The organism is Actinoplanes subglobosus (assembly GCF_042650585.1).
GTDB classification, from domain to species: Bacteria; Actinomycetota; Actinomycetes; order Mycobacteriales; family Micromonosporaceae; genus Actinoplanes; species Actinoplanes subglobosus.
In genome coordinates, this window is the sequence record NZ_JBHSBL010000002.1 from 273,092 (window position 1) to 289,790 (window position 16,699).

Annotated in this window: 20 protein-coding genes; 12 read left to right on the forward strand and 8 right to left on the reverse strand. The window is 69.4% G+C overall.

What is annotated here, in order from left to right; translation table 11 throughout:
• Positions 1–179 precede the first annotated feature (179 nt).
• Positions 180–791 carry a maleylpyruvate isomerase family mycothiol-dependent enzyme gene (locus ACFO0C_RS01845; protein WP_378064692.1) on the reverse strand — a complete coding sequence of 204 codons (612 nt, stop codon included), beginning with the start codon at positions 789–791 and terminating at the stop codon, positions 180–182.
• A 78-nt stretch (positions 792–869) separates the two neighbouring features.
• Between ACFO0C_RS01845 and ACFO0C_RS01850 the strand changes: the two genes are divergently transcribed.
• From ACFO0C_RS01850 to ACFO0C_RS01865, 4 genes are all read left to right on the forward strand, one after another.
• Positions 870–1,307, forward strand: a complete 438-nt coding sequence (locus tag ACFO0C_RS01850) for a MarR family winged helix-turn-helix transcriptional regulator (RefSeq protein ID WP_378064693.1) — start codon at positions 870–872, stop codon at positions 1,305–1,307.
• 282 nt (positions 1,308–1,589) lie between these two features.
• Positions 1,590–2,018 carry a phage holin family protein gene (locus tag ACFO0C_RS01855; RefSeq protein ID WP_378064694.1) on the forward strand — a complete coding sequence of 143 codons (429 nt, stop codon included), beginning with the start codon at positions 1,590–1,592 and terminating at the stop codon, positions 2,016–2,018.
• A complete protein-coding gene (locus ACFO0C_RS01860; RefSeq protein ID WP_378064695.1) occupies positions 2,015–2,404 on the forward strand; it encodes a DUF3618 domain-containing protein in 390 nt (129 codons plus the stop codon). The genes ACFO0C_RS01855 and ACFO0C_RS01860 overlap by 4 nt, the downstream gene beginning before the upstream one ends.
• Before the next feature lie 103 nt (positions 2,405–2,507).
• Positions 2,508–3,725 carry a hypothetical protein gene (locus ACFO0C_RS01865; RefSeq protein ID WP_378064696.1) on the forward strand — a complete coding sequence of 406 codons (1,218 nt, stop codon included), beginning with the start codon at positions 2,508–2,510 and terminating at the stop codon, positions 3,723–3,725.
• A gap of 73 nt (positions 3,726–3,798) precedes the next feature.
• Here the strand turns inward: ACFO0C_RS01865 and ACFO0C_RS01870 are convergent, their stop codons facing one another.
• Positions 3,799–5,022, reverse strand: a complete 1,224-nt coding sequence (locus tag ACFO0C_RS01870; protein ID WP_378064697.1) for an MFS transporter — start codon at positions 5,020–5,022, stop codon at positions 3,799–3,801.
• Positions 5,023–5,094: 72 nt separating this feature from the next.
• Positions 5,095–5,985: an alpha/beta fold hydrolase gene (locus ACFO0C_RS01875; RefSeq protein WP_378064698.1), complete on the reverse strand. Its 891-nt coding sequence runs from the start codon at positions 5,983–5,985 to the stop codon at positions 5,095–5,097.
• Between the two features lie 130 nt (positions 5,986–6,115).
• On the opposite strand from ACFO0C_RS01875, the gene ACFO0C_RS01880 reads away from it, so the two are divergent.
• Entirely contained in the window at positions 6,116–6,625 is a 510-nt protein-coding gene (locus tag ACFO0C_RS01880; RefSeq protein ID WP_378064700.1) for a topology modulation protein, read from the forward strand.
• 130 nt (positions 6,626–6,755) lie between these two features.
• Here ACFO0C_RS01880 and ACFO0C_RS01885 read toward each other — a convergent pair whose 3' ends face one another.
• Together ACFO0C_RS01885 and ACFO0C_RS01890 are read right to left on the reverse strand one after the other, a co-directional pair.
• Positions 6,756–8,282 carry an Eco57I restriction-modification methylase domain-containing protein gene (locus tag ACFO0C_RS01885; protein WP_378064701.1) on the reverse strand — a complete coding sequence of 509 codons (1,527 nt, stop codon included), beginning with the start codon at positions 8,280–8,282 and terminating at the stop codon, positions 6,756–6,758.
• A gap of 87 nt (positions 8,283–8,369) precedes the next feature.
• Positions 8,370–9,455, reverse strand: a complete 1,086-nt coding sequence (locus ACFO0C_RS01890; RefSeq protein WP_378064702.1) for a DUF1152 domain-containing protein — start codon at positions 9,453–9,455, stop codon at positions 8,370–8,372.
• 70 nt (positions 9,456–9,525) lie between these two features.
• Between ACFO0C_RS01890 and ACFO0C_RS01895 the strand changes: the two genes are divergently transcribed.
• From ACFO0C_RS01895 to ACFO0C_RS01915, 5 genes are all read left to right on the forward strand, one after another.
• Complete coding sequence (locus ACFO0C_RS01895) at positions 9,526–10,269, forward strand: GntR family transcriptional regulator (protein WP_378064703.1); 744 nt, start codon at positions 9,526–9,528, stop codon at positions 10,267–10,269.
• A gap of 315 nt (positions 10,270–10,584) precedes the next feature.
• Positions 10,585–10,887, forward strand: coding sequence for a hypothetical protein (locus tag ACFO0C_RS01900; RefSeq protein ID WP_378064705.1), 303 nt, complete (start codon positions 10,585–10,587; stop codon positions 10,885–10,887).
• 56 nt (positions 10,888–10,943) lie between these two features.
• Entirely contained in the window at positions 10,944–11,546 is a 603-nt protein-coding gene (locus ACFO0C_RS01905; RefSeq protein ID WP_378064706.1) for a hypothetical protein, read from the forward strand.
• Entirely contained in the window at positions 11,543–12,358 is an 816-nt protein-coding gene (locus ACFO0C_RS01910) for an SAM-dependent methyltransferase (RefSeq protein WP_378064707.1), read from the forward strand. Before ACFO0C_RS01905 ends, ACFO0C_RS01910 begins: the two co-directional genes overlap by 4 nt.
• 72 nt (positions 12,359–12,430) lie before the next feature.
• Positions 12,431–12,790: a hypothetical protein gene (locus ACFO0C_RS01915; protein WP_378064708.1), complete on the forward strand. Its 360-nt coding sequence runs from the start codon at positions 12,431–12,433 to the stop codon at positions 12,788–12,790.
• 190 nt (positions 12,791–12,980) lie between these two features.
• Here ACFO0C_RS01915 and ACFO0C_RS01920 read toward each other — a convergent pair whose 3' ends face one another.
• The 3 genes from ACFO0C_RS01920 to ACFO0C_RS49025 all read right to left on the reverse strand — a co-directional run bounded on the left by ACFO0C_RS01920 (position 12,981) and on the right by ACFO0C_RS49025 (position 14,923).
• The gene (locus tag ACFO0C_RS01920) at positions 12,981–13,973 is read right to left on the reverse strand and encodes a serine protease (RefSeq protein ID WP_378064709.1); all 993 of its coding nucleotides are present in this window, start codon (positions 13,971–13,973) and stop codon (positions 12,981–12,983) included.
• Between the two features lie 181 nt (positions 13,974–14,154).
• Positions 14,155–14,502 carry a hypothetical protein gene (locus ACFO0C_RS01925; RefSeq protein ID WP_378064710.1) on the reverse strand — a complete coding sequence of 116 codons (348 nt, stop codon included), beginning with the start codon at positions 14,500–14,502 and terminating at the stop codon, positions 14,155–14,157.
• A gap of 37 nt (positions 14,503–14,539) precedes the next feature.
• A complete protein-coding gene (locus ACFO0C_RS49025) occupies positions 14,540–14,923 on the reverse strand; it encodes a hypothetical protein (RefSeq protein ID WP_449190629.1) in 384 nt (127 codons plus the stop codon).
• Between the two features lie 167 nt (positions 14,924–15,090).
• Here ACFO0C_RS49025 and ACFO0C_RS01935 point away from each other — a divergent pair, with 167 nt between their 5' ends.
• Together ACFO0C_RS01935 and ACFO0C_RS01940 are read left to right on the forward strand one after the other, a co-directional pair.
• Positions 15,091–16,023 (forward strand): GlxA family transcriptional regulator, encoded by a 933-nt coding sequence (locus ACFO0C_RS01935; RefSeq protein WP_378064711.1) that lies wholly within the window; start codon positions 15,091–15,093, stop codon positions 16,021–16,023.
• A 20-nt stretch (positions 16,024–16,043) separates the two neighbouring features.
• The gene (locus ACFO0C_RS01940; RefSeq protein WP_378064712.1) at positions 16,044–16,685 is read left to right on the forward strand and encodes a DJ-1/PfpI family protein; all 642 of its coding nucleotides are present in this window, start codon (positions 16,044–16,046) and stop codon (positions 16,683–16,685) included.
• Positions 16,686–16,699: the final 14 nt, after the last annotated feature.

The following is a 16,699-nucleotide window of genomic DNA, read 5'->3' on the forward strand; positions in this document are numbered from 1 at the left end:
TAGCGGTCAGGGTGCGGCGGGCGGCCGCTACTCCAGCCGCCGCTTCGACACTACGTCACATCCCGTCTGCCCGGGCCGGGCCCGCTACCGGTTCAGCAGTCGGCCGCCGCGGTGACGCCCCGGCGACGGTGACGGTGGTGAACAGGCCGGCGCCGACAATCGGACGTCGGCTCGGCGGGCTATTTCGGTCCGGTCAGGCGGGGCCAAGCGGTCGCCGTGCGGCCGGTGAGCAGGAGCAGCAGGGCATCGATCGGGCCGGTCACGTCATCACCGGCGCCGGCCGACCAGTCAGTGTCGGTCGCGGTCAGCCGCAGGCCGCGGAGGCGGCGCCGGGCGTGGAACGGCCAGCCCATCGTCCACACCCGGTCGGCGGCGGCCCGGGCCGCGACGATCGGCATCGGCAGGTCGCGGCCGAGCGGGACGGCGATGTCCTGGCCGTGCACCAGGACGTCCACGACGATGTTGCGGTGGTTGGTCACCACCGGCAGGCGCCGCGATGCGGCGTGACGGCGCAACTGCGCGGCGATCTCGTCGGGCGGGCCGGGCGCATGCCGTACGGCCAGATCGTGGTTGATCCTGTCGAAGTCACCCCGGGCGCGGATCGCTGTGCCGAGCATGACGGCCAGGGGCGGCGGCTGGGGTGCCATGGCGACGTGGGCGGCCACGTCCCGGATCCGCCAGGCGTCGCACAACGACGGGCGTTCCCACTCCTGGGCGGTCAGGCCGTCGAGCAGGTCGGCGAGCGCCAGCCGCTGCTCGGTGATGACCGTCCAACTGGTCTCCTCGTCCATGTCGGCGCCACCCTCCTGTTATGGTCAGTCTCTCTGACTAATATTAGTCAGAGAGACTGACGATATGGAAGGCTTCCGGTGGCCCCCGAACCGCTGAATCTCGGACTGCTCCTGCTCATCCCGTACCGGTCCATGGAGGCCCGGGTCTTCGCCGCCCTGGCCGCAGCCGGCTTCGACGACATCACGCCCGCACAGGCCCGGGTCTTCCAGCGCATCGCCCCCACCGGCAGCCGGCTGACCGACCTCGCTGAGCAGGCACAGATCACCAAGCAGTCCGCCGGATTCCTGGTCGACCAGCTCGCCCGAGCCGGCTACGTCGAACGGGTCCCGGACCCGACCGACGCCCGCGCCCGGCTCGTCCGCATCGCCCCGCGCGGCGCCCGAGCCGTACCGGTGGCCGCCGCGATCGTCTCCGAGGTGGAGGCCGAGTGGACCGCCCACCTCGGCGCGGACCGGGCCGATCGCCTCCGTGAGATCCTCACCGACCTGCGGGAGATAACCGATCCGTACGCCTGAGACGGCATCCCGGCGGTGCTGCCGAGCTCGGTTCCGCACCGCCGAAGCACAATCGCGCGCCTGTGGTCGTCGGTGCCGGCGACCTCCAGCATCGGCAGCACCGCCGGGATGACGTCGGAGCCGTACCCGCTTCCGCCGCTCGGCCCTCCAATCGTGGCGATGGGCGGGGGTCGTGGCCTTGCGGGGCACGTGCGGCGACCGGGCCGGGTATGGAGGGAATGGCAGTTTCGCCTGTTGATGTGGCGGGCACAGCTTTCGCATGGTTGATACGAGGTGCGAACCGTGACGGTGAACGGGCCGGCGCACAGTGGCCCCGATACGGCGTCGACAGCGGACCTGGTGAGTCAGGCCGCAGCCCAGATCTCGACGCTGGTGCGTGACGAGCTGGCGTTGGCGAAGGCCGAACTGGCGGAGAAGGGCAAGCGTGCCGGGGTCGGTGGTGGACTGTTCGGCGGAGCGGCAGTGCTGGCCTGGTTCGGTCTCGGTCTGCTGCTGACCTTCGCGGTCGTGGCGCTGGATCTGGCCTGGCCGCTCTGGCTGGCCGTCCTGGTCGTGATGGTCGTGGTGTTCGCCGCCGCCGGGATCGCCGCACTGCTGGGCAAGAAGCAGCTGGCGAAGGCCGGGCCGCTCGTGCCGCAGGACACGATCGCCCGCGTGGAGAGCGACGTGCAGACAGTGAAGAACGCAGTTCAACGAGGACGGCACTCATGACTTCATCCGACGTTCCCGGTCAGCCGGAGCACCTGCGTGACGAGATCGAGCAGACCCGCGCCGAACTGGGCGACACCGTCGAGGCGCTGGCGGCCAAGACCGACGTGAAGGCTCGCGCCAAGCAAGCCCTCGACGGGGCCGCCGACCGGACCCGGCAGCAGTTGTCCACGGCGAAGACGACCGCTGTGGACGCGGTCGACGCCGCGAAGGTACGGGTGTCCGAGGCGAGCCAGGATCCGCGGGTCCGCCGAGCGGTGCCGCCCGCGGCGATCGCCGCGGCGGTCGCGACCGTCGTCGGCACGGTGATCGTGGTGGCCCGCCGACGGCGGGCCGCTGCCCGGCGCGCCCGTCTGCGGCCGGCGTCGTGGCGGAGCCGTCTGCGCTGACCCATCCGATGAGCAGGCCGTTCGGAGGCCGCCGCCACCGGGCCGGGGTGGTTCTTGAACCCGCCTGCGAAGGTGGAGCCACACCCGACGGAGGGACGTGGCGATGGAGTGGACCTCGGCGCTGGGCCGGTGTGCGAAGCGGCTTCACCAGGCCGCCGGGGCACGGCACCATGTGGCCTCTCCGCTGGGCGCCTGGCTGCTGCTGGCGCTGGTCGCGAAGGCGGCACCGCCCGGTCACGCCTTGGCCGAGGCCCTCGGGATGGACTCGGACGAGGCGGCCGCCGTGGCAGGCGCCCTGCTCGATCAGCCGCACAGCATGGTGGCGGCCGCCTCCGCGGTGTGGCACGGCCCAACAGCCAATGTCTCCGGGCTGGCCGGCTGGTGGGCCGGACTGCCGTCGACGACGAGTGCCGGGCCGCTGCCAGGCCGGCCGGAGCTGGACCGATGGGTGCAGGACCATAGCCTCGGTCTCATCGGTTCGATGCCGGAGATCTCGCCCCAGGCACTGCTGACGCTGGCGAGCGTGCTGGCGACGAAGGTTTCGTGGCGGACGCCGTTCGAGGACACCCCGGCGGCGGATCTCGGCCGGGACACGCCGTGGGCGTCGCGGCTGCGCCGGGTGCTGCGGACACCGGACAAGGGCCACCGGATGTTCATCGCCCGGTCGGAACAAGCCGGTGAGATCATCGTGCATGTGGCGTCGGGCGAGCCCGCCGAGGACGACGACCAGGCGTCCGACGGGGACGCCCTCGAGGTGGTGTCGGTGGCCGCGGCACCCGGCGTCGATCCGGCCCAGGTGCTGGCCGCGGCGTACGAGATCGCTCCCGCATGTGTCTCGAACCGTCAGCCGAAGAGCCAGGTCTCGCTGTACAAACTGCCGCTCGGTGAGACCCCGTTGTGGACCATCCGGGAGACCGAGGTGCACGGCGCCACCGAGCGCTACTCCGCGGTGCTTCCCTGCTGGTCGGCGAACTCCACGCACGACCTGTCCGTAGCGGGTCCGGGCTTCCCCGCCGCGGCGGACGTCCTCGCGGGCCTGCTCGGCGCCGAGAGCCTCCCGCATCAGGCACTGCAGACGGCGGTCGCCCGGTACGGGCGGTACGGCTTCGAGGCCGCCGGACTGACCACCATGGCGTCCTACCGATCCGGCGGACTCGGCCCGCTGCTCGCCCGGGAGGCCGAGCTGCGGTTCGCCCATCCGTACGCCGTGGTGGCCGTGGCCGCACAGCCGTCCGCACCTGGCCGTACCACCGGGCCATGGCACGGAGTGCCGGTCTTCTCCGCCTGGGTGAGCGAACCGGAAGACCTGTTCGAACGGTGACCGATCGCGGCCCGGTCGGCACGGTCGCCTGTCTCGGGGCCGGGCGTCAGCGGCACTCGAGACAGGCGACCGGTCAGGAAGAGCGCCCGCGATAGCGGGTCGCGGCCACATACAGCGCCAGCAGGGCCACCGACAGAACGGTCAGTGACGGCCCGAGGGTGTACGCCCCGACGCGCTCGACGAGCACACCGACGCCGGCGGGAATGAGTACTCCACCCAGACCCGTGGCCGACATCTGCAAACCGATCACCCGGTCGGCGTGCGCCGGCCCGACCCGGTCAGCCGTGGTCAACGTCAGCAGCGGGAACACGGGCGCCGCGGCGAAACCGATCATCATCAGGCCGGCGACGGCCACCCAGGCCGGGCCGGGAACGGCGATCAGCACAGCGCCTGCCAGCATGCCGACGAGGCCGCCGAGGAGGGTACGGGTGGTGCCGAGCCGTTCCACGGTGAAGCCCTGCACGACCCGGCCGACGAACAGACTCGCCCAGTAGGCCGAGACACACAGCCCCGCAGCGGTGGCGCTGAGGGCGTGGACTTCGGTGAGCAACAGGTACGCCCACAGGCCGGTGGCCACCTCGAGCCCGACATAGACGGCGAACGCCGACATGCTGAGCCACACCGCGGGCATCCTCAGGGTCGCTCCGACTCGCGGCAGCGGCACGTCCGGGGCGGCCCCGGATGCCTGCGCCTGCGTGCCGGCGGCGCGGTGGGGTGTCCAGGCCCGTGCGGTCACGACGAAGGCGATGGCCAGTATCGCCTGCGCGCAGGCCACCAGCCCGTAGCCCCATCGCCATGACAGATCGCCACCGAGCACACCGGTCATGATCAGAGGCCCGATGGCGACACCGAGGCCGAAGAACGCGTGCAACCAGTTCATGTGCCGAGGACCGAAGGCGTTCGCGGCGTACGCGTTGAGGCCCGTATCGATCGCTCCGCCGCCGATTCCGGCGAGCAGGGCGCAGGGCAGCAGCCATCCCAGCGCCGGGGAGGCGGCGTATCCGGCCAGGGCGAGGGCGGCGAGCGCCGTGCTGCCGGCCAGGAGCCGTCCGACACCCAGCCGGGCGAGGGTGAATCCGGCCGCGACGCTGGACAGCAGGTAGCCGACCGTGCTGGCGAACAGCAGCACGCCCACGGAATCGGTGGAGACCCGCAGCTCGCGTGCCATCGACGGCCATCCGACGCCGAGCAGACCGTCGGGCAGGCCGAGACTGATGAAAGCGCAGTAGGCCAGCAGCAGCACGGACGTCCCGATCGCCGCTACCGCGCCGGAGGTGTGGGATCGCGGAACCGCCATGACCGCATCCTGACACGAAGTGGCCGGACAGGAGGCGGGGCCCTGTCGGCCCTTCACGCGGCGACAGCTTCGTCAGCCGGCCAGGGCGCGGATCTCGCGGACCACCGTGGGCCAGATCTCCCGGGGCAGGTCGTGGCCGGCGCCGGGCAGTTCGACGTAGCGGGCGCCCGGCACCGACGCGGCGATGCGGCGGCCGGCGGCAGGGCGGCCCAGCGGGTCGAGTTCGCCGTGCATCACCAGGGTAGGCACGCGGAGTTCGCGCAGGCGCGGGCCGTGCCAGGTGGCGCTGACCTGCCGGGCCTGGGCGCGGCTGTCGCGGACACCGCTGGGCAGTCCGGCGTCGAGTTCGCGTTCCACCCGGAGGCGGGCGTCGTGCTCGTCGAACGGGTAGACCGGTGAGGCGACCGCCCGGAGCAGGTCCAGGCCGGCGGCGATGTCGCCGTCGCGGCCGGCGGGGTGGCGCATGCGGGCCATGCGTGCCAGGAACGGCAGTCGAACGTAGCGCAGGACGGACGCGCCGCGGATGTCGCTGGGTATGGCGGCGTACGTGGTCATGGTGTGTACCCGGTCCGGGTGTCGTAGCGCGGTGCGCTGGGCGACCAGGCCGCCCTGGGAGACGCCGAAGAGGTGGGCGCGCTGCCAGCCGAGCGCGTCCAGGACGGCGACGGTGTCGTCGGTCATGTCCTCGGCGGTGTAGACGGGCGGCCGGCGCCGGAACAGCTCGGTCACCGGGTTGCCGACCGGGACGTCGTCGAAGTGGGTGGAGCCGCCGGCGTCGCGTCCGTCGAACGAGGCCATGCTGAAGCCGGCCTCGATCAGTGCGTTGACCAGGCCGTCGGGCCAGTAGAAGCGGGATACGCCGAGCCCCATGATCAGCAGCAGCGGATCACCGCCGGCGCCGCCGAGATCGTCGACGGCGAGCCGTACGTCACCGTTGGTTGCAGTGATGTGGGTTCTGGTCATCGTCGCCTCACCTATTGGAGAACACCGTTCGCGAACACTGTATTCGTAATGGTGGGCTGGCGCAACGTCACCTCGGCGGAAGTCCGGCGGTGACCGGCATGCACCGCAGCGGGGATTACCGTCGGAGTCCATGGACAGAATCGCCGTCATCGGCTGCGGCGGCTCCGGCAAGACCGTCCTCGCCCGCGCGCTCGCGGCCCGTCTCGGACTGCCGGTCACCAACCTCGACGCGCTGTACTACGACGACGACTGGAACCCCAGCCCGCCGGAGAGGTTCGCCGCGGCACAACGGGACCTGGTCGCCGGCGAGCGGTGGATCATCGAGGGCAACTACGCCTCGACGCTGCCGATCCGCCTGGAACGCGCCGACACTGTCATCTTCCTCGACCTGCCCGCCGCGATCTGTCTCGCGAGCATCGTCCGGCGCCGCCGGCAGTACCGGGGCGGGCAGCACACCGACGGCGTCTACGACCGCATCACCTGGTCGTTCGTCAAGTACGTCCTCGGCTACCGCCGCCGCATGCGCCCACGCGTCGACCAGCTCGTGGCCGACCATGCCGGACACGCCCGTTACCTGCACCTGACCAGCCGCCGGCACGCCAACCGATTCCTGCACCAGATCGAGGCCCACACCACCTGAAACCCACCAACATCAAGGTCAAAAACCTGAGACGGCAGATGTACGGCGGCACGCGCTCCGCAGGTCATCCGAAGCGCTGTTGGCACAGCGACGCCAGCTGTGAGACCCACGGGCGGCGGCCAGACGGTCTTCATCTACTGGCTGTGAAAGGCTCGCTGCCAGGCGCTGAACCGGTCGCGTCCAGCACCTTGTAGACCGTAGCGTCGATGTCGGCCTGCTCAGGCAGCTGTGCCGGGGCCAGTCGACCGATCTGCCGCAACGACTCCGCGTCGGGGAATCGCATGGTCCGGAGGTCCGTGGCGTTGACCTGGGTATGACCGGAGAAAGTTCGGAAGAACGTGTCGACCAACGATGAGTTGAGCCACATCGACAGGCCGAAAACGATGTCGCGGTCGAGGCCCGCACCGCCGGCATGAAACACGTTCACGTGGTTCTCGAACGCCACCGGACCCGGGACCTGCTCGGGTGACCAGACGGCGGCAACAATGCGGCGGCGCTCCTCCTTGGAGGAGAACCTTTTGACGACGCAGTACCAACCCTCCGGGAGCAGCAGCTTCTCATCCCTTTCGGCGACAGCGCGGTACCACTGGGGTTTCCCGATCTGCCGCGGCCACACCACCCGGCCACCCCTGAGGTTTCCCGGGTAGACCAGCGGAGCGGCGTTCGGGTAGGCATCAGTGAGCAGGCAATCCCGCGAACGGAAGCCGACCACGCGGCCGGTCGACACGGTGATTTCCAGTGACGCCAAGGTGTCCGGTAGCGACAGCATGCGCTCAGCCGCCGCGGTGTCGTCATCATTGGTGGCGATCCGGATGAACCGATGCGGATCGTCAGGATGAACCACATCAGCGTATTGCACCTCGCGGTGAGCAGCGTCGTCTTCGTGTCCGGTGCTCGTGGACAACACCACCGTCTCGCGGAGTCCGCCCTTGGTGCCTGACAAAACCACATTCTCCTGTGACACGCCGGTGTCGGCGAAGACGGTCGAACGGGACTCGAAGACATGCAAACGGTCGAGCGCGATCTGACGCAGCAGGTAAGCGCGGAAGCCACCGAAGTACGGCCCGTTACAGAATGATCGGGGAGTGATCGCGACCAGCTGGCCACCGGGGTTGAGTGCGGCAGCCCCCAGGGTCAGGAAAGCCGCATACAGGTTAGGAGCGTCTGCGCCAGCCGTGCGCACGGCTGCCCGGGCCGGCGACGACACGGCCAATTTGGCGTAGGGCGGGTTCTGGATCACCAGGTCGAAGCCGGTGAGACGCTCGTCCGCGCTCGATCCGGTGGCGGCAGCGATGAAGTCGCCGGGGATCAGCTCGCAGGTCAATCGACCATCGCCAGCGGCCTTACAAGCGTCGAGGGTGTCCGCCAGCTGCGGGAGGACAGCCTCGTCACGCTCCACGGCCACCACGTGAACGGCGAGGCCGGGTCGCTCCTGGATCACGCGAGCCACCAACCCGGCGGTCAGCATCCCCGAACCGGCGCCGGGATCCAGCACTCGAATCCGACCGCTGCCGGGAAGCCGCGGCAACGAGGCGATCAGCGCCGCCGCGCGCGCGGGCGTGAAGAACTGACCCAGGGAATCCTGAGTCTTCGGGTCGAGGCCGGCCAAGGCAGCCACCCGGTTCTGTTCCGCCAGGGCGAGAAGGTCGCTGAGCACGCTGCCATATTGCCCGATGGAGCCGACATTTCGGGGATTGCTCCTGGCTGGCGTACGTCGGTGCCCACATCACGTGTTGAGGCGAGGTCATTGAAGCGGCTGGTCCGCTTCGTCACTAACTGCCCAGAGAAAGCCGTTTACTCGACGGGGATGACGAGCCGCCAGAAGCGCCTTCATGGCTGGCACATCAATGTGGCCGAGTGCTTCAGCAAGGCGTCGATAGGTGACGAAGTCAACGTTGCGGCCCCTGGCCTCCGTTTCCCATTCGGGCAGCGACATGAGCACGTCGGAGGCAAAAACGCGACTCCGCTTGGTCTTGGCTGCTTTGGTTCTTTCGGTTTCGAGTTCGGTGGCGCCCATGGTCTGCACGGCACGGCTCTCGGCCTCGGCGAGGGACTCGGTGTCGGCCAGCAGCGAAACGAGAGGATTGATGTCGGCGACGGCGGTCAGCTCCATCTCGAGGACGGTCGGGCTCCGCGTGGAAAGGCAAACAGGTAGTCCGGCGTCACGGATTTCGACTGTTCCGCGAAGGCCGTAGGTCGCGGAGACGAGAAGGGCTGTGGCCTCGGTCGGGTGCCAGTCGAGCGTACGAAGGTAGGGTTTCCAGATTTCGGGGTCGAGGGTCTGCACTGTCGCGTGCTTCTCGGCACGGCGCCAGACGAGGCTTTCGCTCAGTTCGCCGTCGAGTCCGGGGCCGGCGATCCACGCTTTGGTGGGAAGTGTCAGACAGCTGGCGGCGGTGAGTGCGTCGCCGAACGGGCTCCGCAGCCCGCTGTCTCCGGGTTGGCCGAGCAGGTCGCCGCCCACGTCGACCAGGCGGATGTGGTCGGCGCGCAGCTCCGTCGCAGCGTTCTCGATCTGTTGTCGCATGTCGTGGGCGCCGTTGGTTGGGTCCAGCAGCACCAGAGGTAGCGGGATCTCGTCAGCGAGGCGTGGCAGCGTGGATCCTGCCGGAGCGATGGGTCGGCTGTGCGGAGTCACCTGCCACCAGCCTTGACGCTTTTCCAGTGCACGGAAGTCGGCTGCGCGGCGGGGACCCGGTAGAGGGTCGATGATCAACCGGTCCCAGGCCATGGTCGCTATGCCGACGGCTTCATCCGGGGCCAGCGCCGACAGAGCTGCTGCCGCGATGGCGTCGCCGCCGCCGCCAGCGGCGACCAGTAGCGTTCCCATCCTGCCAGCCTATCGATGGCATACTCGGCGCAGTGGCCACCAGGCTATGCCAGTCACAGAAGGTAACGAGTTGCCGGAGCTTCAGCGGGTCCTGCCCAAGTACTTGCAGATCGCCAACCACGTGCGCGATCAGATCCTGCGCGGCGACCTGGGTCCCGGCGACGAGGTGCCGTCAGAGCGGCAGATCGCCGTCGACTGGTCCGTTGCCCGGCCCACCGCCGCGCGAGCACTCGATGCTCTGCGACAGCAGGGTTTCGTGGAGAGTCGACAGGGTTCGGGCACGTATGTGCGTGACCGCATGAAACCCAACCGCTTGGCTCGGGAGCGGTACTCCCGGGCGCGGGATACCGGCAAGATCTATCCAGCGAACGAGCACGCGGTGATCCTGTCCGCCGCCTATGACGTTGCCCCAGTTCATGTGGCAGAGGCACTCAGTCTTGCTGTCGGCGACCGGGTGGTACGCCGTCAGCGGCTGATCCATGCCGATGATGCACCGGTCGAACTCTCCACTGCCTGGTACGCGCACGCGGTCGGCGAGAAGGCACCCGATCTGTTGATTCGGGAACGCATCCGTGTCGGCACGATGGCATATGTCGAGCAGGCTACCGGCCGGCAGGCGCGGTACGCCCGCGACGAGATGAGCTCCAGGCTTGCCACAGATGTCGAGCGCGAGTTCCTGCGGTTACCGGATCCGTCGGCCGTCCTGCTTGTACGTCACGTGGTGTATGACAGCGAGGATCGGCCGCTCGAGTTCACTGAGGCCATGTATCCACCGGATCGCTGGGCGTTCGAGGCGACTTACCCGGTGGCGTGATCGCCGCAGCTCCTCCACGTCCGTGAACAGAACGTCACCGCACATTGCCGACTTCGACTGGCCTATGCCACACTCCACCTGAGTGGCATATGCCAGAACCCTCTGGCCTTCCGCTCTTGGATGCAAACGACAAGGTCCCAGGGCGAGATTCCGCCTCGGAGGAGGTCAGGTGCACGAACGACGGAGACGTTGGTTCCGCACGGCGCTGTGCGCCTGTGGCCTTCGCTGGCACCGGTGTCCGGACGCGCGGCTGGAGTCTGTACACACCCGCTACCCGCAGACGCGGCCGGGGAACAACACGGACATCGGGCGGTCGTGGTGATGCTGACACCCCGCACCGAGCATCAACCGAACCGCCCCTCCTGGAACTGCCGGAAGTGCGAAGAGGCGTGGCCGTGCGCGCCCGGCAAGGTCGAACTGGCCGAGCAGTACATGAACCGCAACATTCTCTTCCTCTACCTGGCGTCGGCAGCCATCGAAATGCTGGAAGACGTATACGGCGAACGCACGACCGGCGTACTGCCAGGCGTGATCCGCAAACGCGTGATCGCATGGGCCGACGCGCTGAGAAGCACGCCGGAGCCCTCTCTGCAGGCTGGCGGGCGAGCGGCGGCATGACGTTCCCGAGCAACCACACACCGGCTGGTCCCCCGCCGCCGGTCCCGGAGGTCCGCGTGAACGCAGATGATGAGGAGTGGCTGCATCAACTCGCGGCGCCACCGGCCTGGTTACGACACGGACAGACCTACGACGGCAACCCTGGCTGCCCGCAGCCGTTTAAGCAGCGGGCCTCCGGCCACGGGGACGACTCCTTCACAGTGCGGCTGCGTCTGCGGCTGGCCGGCAGCCCGCACCATGGCGGCCGGTGCGGCCAGGCTCTGTGGCATACCAGCCGAACCTGGCAGGACTGGACCACTATCCGCATCCGGAGCGCGCGACTGGGCGTACGGATCGCGGTCGTCTACGCCCAAGCCCTCGTCGGCTGCCAGATGCGCCGAGAGGCGGCAGACCTGCGCACCCAGACACGCAGGACGGCATGGTCGCGGGAATCGGTACTGGAACCGATCATCCTCCCCGGATCACCGACCGCGATGCGCCTCGTCGCTGAGCATCGCCCCGTCTGCACCCGGCAGCTCGACACTGACGGCGCACCCGACCTGTCGGCGGTATTCGCCGCCGAACAGGCCTGGAACACCGTCACCTCGCGTAGCCATCGCCAGATCATCTGCCCGGCATCGGCCGACGCCGACGGTTCTCCGAGGGCGGCGAGGTCATGACCGACGACAGGACTTCCTCGCCCAGACGCAGCGGCGTCGACATCAGCGCGCCGCACTACGCCCGCGTGTACGACTACTGGCTCGGCGGTAAGGACAACTTCATCGTCGACCGCGCCGTCGGCGACGCGATGATCCGCGCTGTTCCCCGACTGCATCACACTGCCGCCGAGAACCGCAGGTTCGTCCATCGGGTGACCCGCTATCTGGCCGCAGAGGAGGGCATCCGCCAGTTCCTCGACATCGGCATCGGCCTACCCCACCCACCGAACCTGCACGAGATCGCCCAAGACGTCGATCCGACGGCACGGATCGTCTACGTCGACAACGATCCCATCGTGCTCGTCCACGCCAGCGCCCTGATGACCAGCCACCCCGACGGCCACGTCGCCTACCTCGACGCCGACCTCCGCAACCCGGCCACCATCCTGACCGACCCGACACTGTGCGACACCCTCGACCTGAACCGGCCGGTCGGGCTCACCCTGATCGCGACCCTCATGCTCCTGGCCGACACCGACGACCCATGGAGCCAGGTCGACCAGCTACGAGACGCCCTGCCATCCGGCAGCTACCTGGCAATCACCCACCCGACCGCCGACTTCAACCCCGCCGGTATCAACACGGCGATCGCCACGGCAACCGATGCCGGCATGCCCCTGACCGCCCGCGCCCGTGAAGCAGTACAGAAGTTCTTCGGCGACTGGGAGCTGTTGTGCCCGGGCCTCTGCCCGGTGTCGGCATGGCGGCCCGACGAACCGGTCAACAACTTGGAGGCGGCCCACGCCTGGGCCGGCGTCGCTCGCAAGCGCTAATGCCACCTGGTCCACGTCAACAACACCGCCGCATGCCGGCACCGATCCGCGCCTATGACTACGGTCGATGTCATGGCGGACGACAACGAGCGCAGAAGGCGTGGTACGCCGCAGGAACGGGAAGCCGCCGCGGCAAGGTATCGAGAGGCCATCGAGCGGCTTCAGCGCACGGCCTACTGGAACCTGCGTTCGACCATCGCCAGCGTATGCCTGTCCATCGGAATCCTCGCCGTGCTGTCGATCGCCTGGGGCGACAGCACCGGCGCCCGCCTGGTTCCTACCCTGGCCTGCGCGGTCGGTGGTGTCTGCGCCGCCGGCGTCTACTTCTCCCGGCCCTACCCCAAGCTGCTGCTCGTGCTCCTGCTCGCGGCGGTCACGCTGAGCCTGCTGGGCCTGGCGGGCCTGGCGATCGTCGTCGAGACCGGCTCCTGATTCTGCTGTCGGTGCAGCCGTACGCGCTGACGTTCTACGCCGAACGCATCGGCCGGGCCGGACTCGGCGCCCGCCTTCAACGGGGCGAGCGGGTCCCGGCGTTGTGACAGAGTCGGCCCGTCCATGATCCGGCGGGCGGCGCCGGCTGCGCCGCCCGTCGGTTCACGGAAGGCGTACAAGATGGGATCGATCAGGCGCCTGAACCGGCAGTCTTTCGGATGAAGGCGTTGATGTCGCCCTTGTTCAGCCGGGTGTACACGCTCGGATAGCGGGGATCGCCGCATCCCGCCGCGAAGCTGACGACGCCCAGCTGGACGACCCGGCCCGCGTCGGTGGCGAACAGCGGGCCTCCGCTGTCGCCGACGCAGTGACCGATCCGATCCGTGGTGCTGGTGCACAGCGACACCCGCAGGTCCGGCGCGGCCTGATACGCGTGCTTCTGGTAGGCCGTCCGGCAGGCGTCACCGGCCATCATCGGCACGCTGGCCTGCTTCATGCGATCCGAAGTGGGCTGGAGGGGATCATCGTCCAGGTGCGTCTCCGGGGAACCCCACCCGGTGTAGGTGACCAGGCTGCCGAGACGCTGCAGGGACGTGTCGCCCGGCTCTACCAGCGTCACCGGTTCGATGCCGGTCACCGGCTGGTCGAGCGTGATCACGGCGACGTCGTAACTCTGCGGCCGCACGCTGTATTTGGGGTGCAGGTCGACCCGGGCGATCCGGCGCACCTGCCCCTGCTTGCTGGTGAGGGTGGTACGGCCGACCACGACGCGGAAGTCCTGCAGCGGGTCGGGTGCCTCCGCCGAGTCGAAGTAGAAGCAGTGAGCGGCGGACAGGACGTGGCGTTCGTCGAGCAGGCTGCCGCCGCAGGAGAGTCGTTCCCGGTCATCGGAGGCGGGTTTCCCCTCCTCGGTGGCCTTCAGGTTCAGCAGTGCCGCCTGGAACGGGAACGCGCCCTCGTCGGCGAGTCGCTGGTTCGCCTTCAGCGCCGCGGACCCGGTCGGAGTGCCCGGTACACCGGTGGAGTCGGACGACCGGCTGGGTGTTGCCGGGGCCGGAGACGTGGCCTCGGTAGCCGGGACGCTGGCCGCGGCGGCCGGGGTGGTCGTGCCGCTGGTGCAGGCGGTGGTGCTCAGGATCAGGCCGGCGCCGGCGAGCAGTAACGCGATGGTGCGGGTGGACACGGTGTCTCCAACGAACGTGTTGATCAATTGACGTTGGTCAGCCTAGGGATACCCGCGCCCGGAGTGATCACGGTTTTGTGCCAGCATCGTCGTGCCGGTGGCTGACGGCCCAGTCTGGCCGGGCCCCGGTCACTGCGGGGTCGATGTGGCGGGACGTTGGTCGAGCCGATCCGCTTGAGCCTCACATCGGGCAGCCCGAACTGGTCGAAGCGATGTATCGCATCGACCAGTCCATTAGTAGATACGCCGGCAGCAGGGTCGCGCACCATCCGGCCAGGGCAGCGACCCGCACACCCCGGTATCTGCTGCGCAGCACGGTGAGTGCCACCGCGGTCAAGCCCACGACCGCGATCATGGCAGCCACGATGAACGCGTTCACGGCGGTCTCGTCAGGGCTGCAGACGCCATCGCCTTGCAGGTGGATGCCGAGAAGAAACACGGCCGTCGCCGCACCGAGAACAGTTGCTGCACGACCGGACAGGGCGATACCGGCATTCATCGGTGTCAGAGGCGTCGTCACGACGGGCATCGTGGCATCCGTCCGCAAAGCGGGGTCAGCGTGGAGTTCAGGCGGTGCGGATCAGGTTCGCGAAAGGGCCTACCGGCGCCGAGATCGTCGGCCTCCTCTGGCGCGGATCGCTCCGCCCAACGACTCCGAGGACACGGCGGAGCCGTACCAGCGGGCTCGGTCCTTGTCGGTGATGGCGGTCGCCTGCTCGGCTGGCTGGGTGACGCGGATGTGGTTGCCGAACGGGTCGCCGAAGGCGGGCCTTGATCGAGGGCAGGCGGTGGTGCCGGCGGCCAGCCACGGCGATGCCCTCGCGCTGGCGTTCCAGGATCAGGGCGCGCTCGTACTCGGCGAAGGCACCCATCACCGGCAGCAGCCGATGGCCATGGGGCCCTTCTTGACGGGCTTCCCCCCGCACGGCCTTGCCAGTCAGCGTCCGCACGAGCCTGCGGAGTTCGTCGAGGTTGCGGGCAAGCCGGTCCCCCGGCAGACGCCCGGCGCACTATGGTCCTCGGTCCGCTCGTCATTGACGAGAGCGGCGACATGGGTGGCAGGAAAGGTGGGATCTACGACATTGCTGTCACCGCCCACGACCAGGAAGCTGAGTTCGTGGCAGGCCGCGACGTTTTGATCATCGTCTTCGAGGGCGTGCAGAGCCTCGATGTGACGGGTCCGCTGGAAGTGTTCACCGGCGCCGGCCCACGGGCCTACCGGGTCACGACTGCGAGCCCCGACGGGACGCCGGTGCGTACGTCGAGCGGCCTGACCCTGCTTCCCGACCTCGACCTGTCCGCCGCGCCGCCGCCGGACACGGTGGTCGTGCCCGGCGGCGAAGGAACCCGCAGCAACGACCCCGCGGTGGTCGACTGGTTGCGGCGGCACGCGTCGCGGGCGCGGCGAGTGGCCTCGGTGTGCAGCGGGGCGTTCCTGTTGGCGGAAGCGGGCCTGCTCGCCGGCCGCCGGGCGACCACCCACTGGCGGGTGTGCGACAGTCTGGCGCGGCGATACCCGGACGTCGAGGTCGACCCGCAACCCATCTTCGTACGGGACGGGCCGATCGCCACCTCGGCCGGCGTCACGGCCGGCATCGACCTGGCGTTGGCGCTGGTCGAGGAGGACCTCGGCCGGGAGATCGCGTTGGAGATCGCCCGGCATCTGGTGATGTTCCTGCGGCGGCCGGGCAATCAGGCGCAGTTCAGCACCCAGTTGTCGGGGCAGCTCGCGGCGCGGCCGGGGCTGCGCGAGGTGCAGCGGTGGATCGCCGACAACCCGCACGCGGATCTCAGCGTGGCGGCCCTGGCCCGGCGGGCGAGCCTGTCGCCGCGCCAGTTCGCGCGAGCCTTCGCCGACGAGGTCGGCCGGACACCGGGCCGCTACGTCGACAACGTACGGCTGGAGGCCGCGCGCCGTCTGCTGCACGACGGTGACGACGGGCTGGAACGCATCGCCGCCCGCTGCGGCTACGGCACGGCCGAGACGATGCGCCGCGCGTTCGTCCGCGAGTTGGGCGTCTCGCCCGGCGAATACCGGCGCCGATTCTGACCGATCAACGGAGGGTTTCCATGCAGATTGCCGTCCTGCTCTTCGACCGGCTCACCGCCCTGGACGCGGTCGGCCCGTACGAGGTACTGGCCCACCTGCCCGGAGCGCAGGTCGTGTTCGTGGGCGAACGACCTGGACCGGTACGCACCGAGGTCGGCAGCCTGGCGCTGACCGCCGACGCCGCCCTGTCCGAGGTGGACCGGCCCGACGTGGTCGTGGTGCCCGGCGGGCCTGGGCAACGCCACCACATGGGCGACGGGCCGATCCGTGACTGGCTACGCGCGGTGGACACCACCAGCACCTGGACCACCTCGGTCTGCACCGGCTCGCTCCTGCTAGCCGCCGCGGGGCTACTTACCGGCCGGCGCGCCACCACACACTGGCTGGCACACGATCAACTCGCCCCGCTCGGAGCCGTCCCGGTCGCACAGCGGGTGGTGACCGACGGCAAGTACCTGACCGCCGCCGGCGTGTCCGCCGGACTCGACATGGCCTTCACCCTGGCCGGCCGCATCGCCGGAGATGCCGTTGCGCAGGCCGTTCAGCTGGCTCACGAGTACGACCCGCAGCCGCCCTACCAGGCCGGTTCACCGCAACGGGCGCCACGCGAGGTGCTCGCCGCAGTGCGCAGCCGCAAAGACTTCATCCTGACCCGAAGCTGACGAGGAGCCTTGGA

Excerpts from the sequence above, each read along its gene's own strand:
- ACFO0C_RS01915 (WP_378064708.1), top strand. The coding sequence starts at position 12,431 with ATGGCGGACGACAACGAGCGCAGAAGGCGTGGTACGCCGCAGGAACGG.
- ACFO0C_RS01875 (WP_378064698.1), bottom strand. The coding sequence starts at position 5,985 with ATGACCAGAACCCACATCACTGCAACCAACGGTGACGTACGGCTCGCC.
- ACFO0C_RS01925 (WP_378064710.1), bottom strand. The coding sequence starts at position 14,502 with ATGCCCGTCGTGACGACGCCTCTGACACCGATGAATGCCGGTATCGCC.
- ACFO0C_RS01860 (WP_378064695.1), top strand. The coding sequence starts at position 2,015 with ATGACTTCATCCGACGTTCCCGGTCAGCCGGAGCACCTGCGTGACGAG.
- ACFO0C_RS01845 (WP_378064692.1), bottom strand. The coding sequence starts at position 791 with ATGGACGAGGAGACCAGTTGGACGGTCATCACCGAGCAGCGGCTGGCG.
- ACFO0C_RS01890 (WP_378064702.1), bottom strand. The coding sequence starts at position 9,455 with ATGGGAACGCTACTGGTCGCCGCTGGCGGCGGCGGCGACGCCATCGCG.
- ACFO0C_RS01880 (WP_378064700.1), top strand. The coding sequence starts at position 6,116 with ATGGACAGAATCGCCGTCATCGGCTGCGGCGGCTCCGGCAAGACCGTC.
- ACFO0C_RS01940 (WP_378064712.1), top strand. The coding sequence starts at position 16,044 with ATGCAGATTGCCGTCCTGCTCTTCGACCGGCTCACCGCCCTGGACGCG.
- ACFO0C_RS01870 (WP_378064697.1), bottom strand. The coding sequence starts at position 5,022 with ATGGCGGTTCCGCGATCCCACACCTCCGGCGCGGTAGCGGCGATCGGG.
- ACFO0C_RS01910 (WP_378064707.1), top strand. The coding sequence starts at position 11,543 with ATGACCGACGACAGGACTTCCTCGCCCAGACGCAGCGGCGTCGACATC.
- ACFO0C_RS01865 (WP_378064696.1), top strand. The coding sequence starts at position 2,508 with ATGGAGTGGACCTCGGCGCTGGGCCGGTGTGCGAAGCGGCTTCACCAG.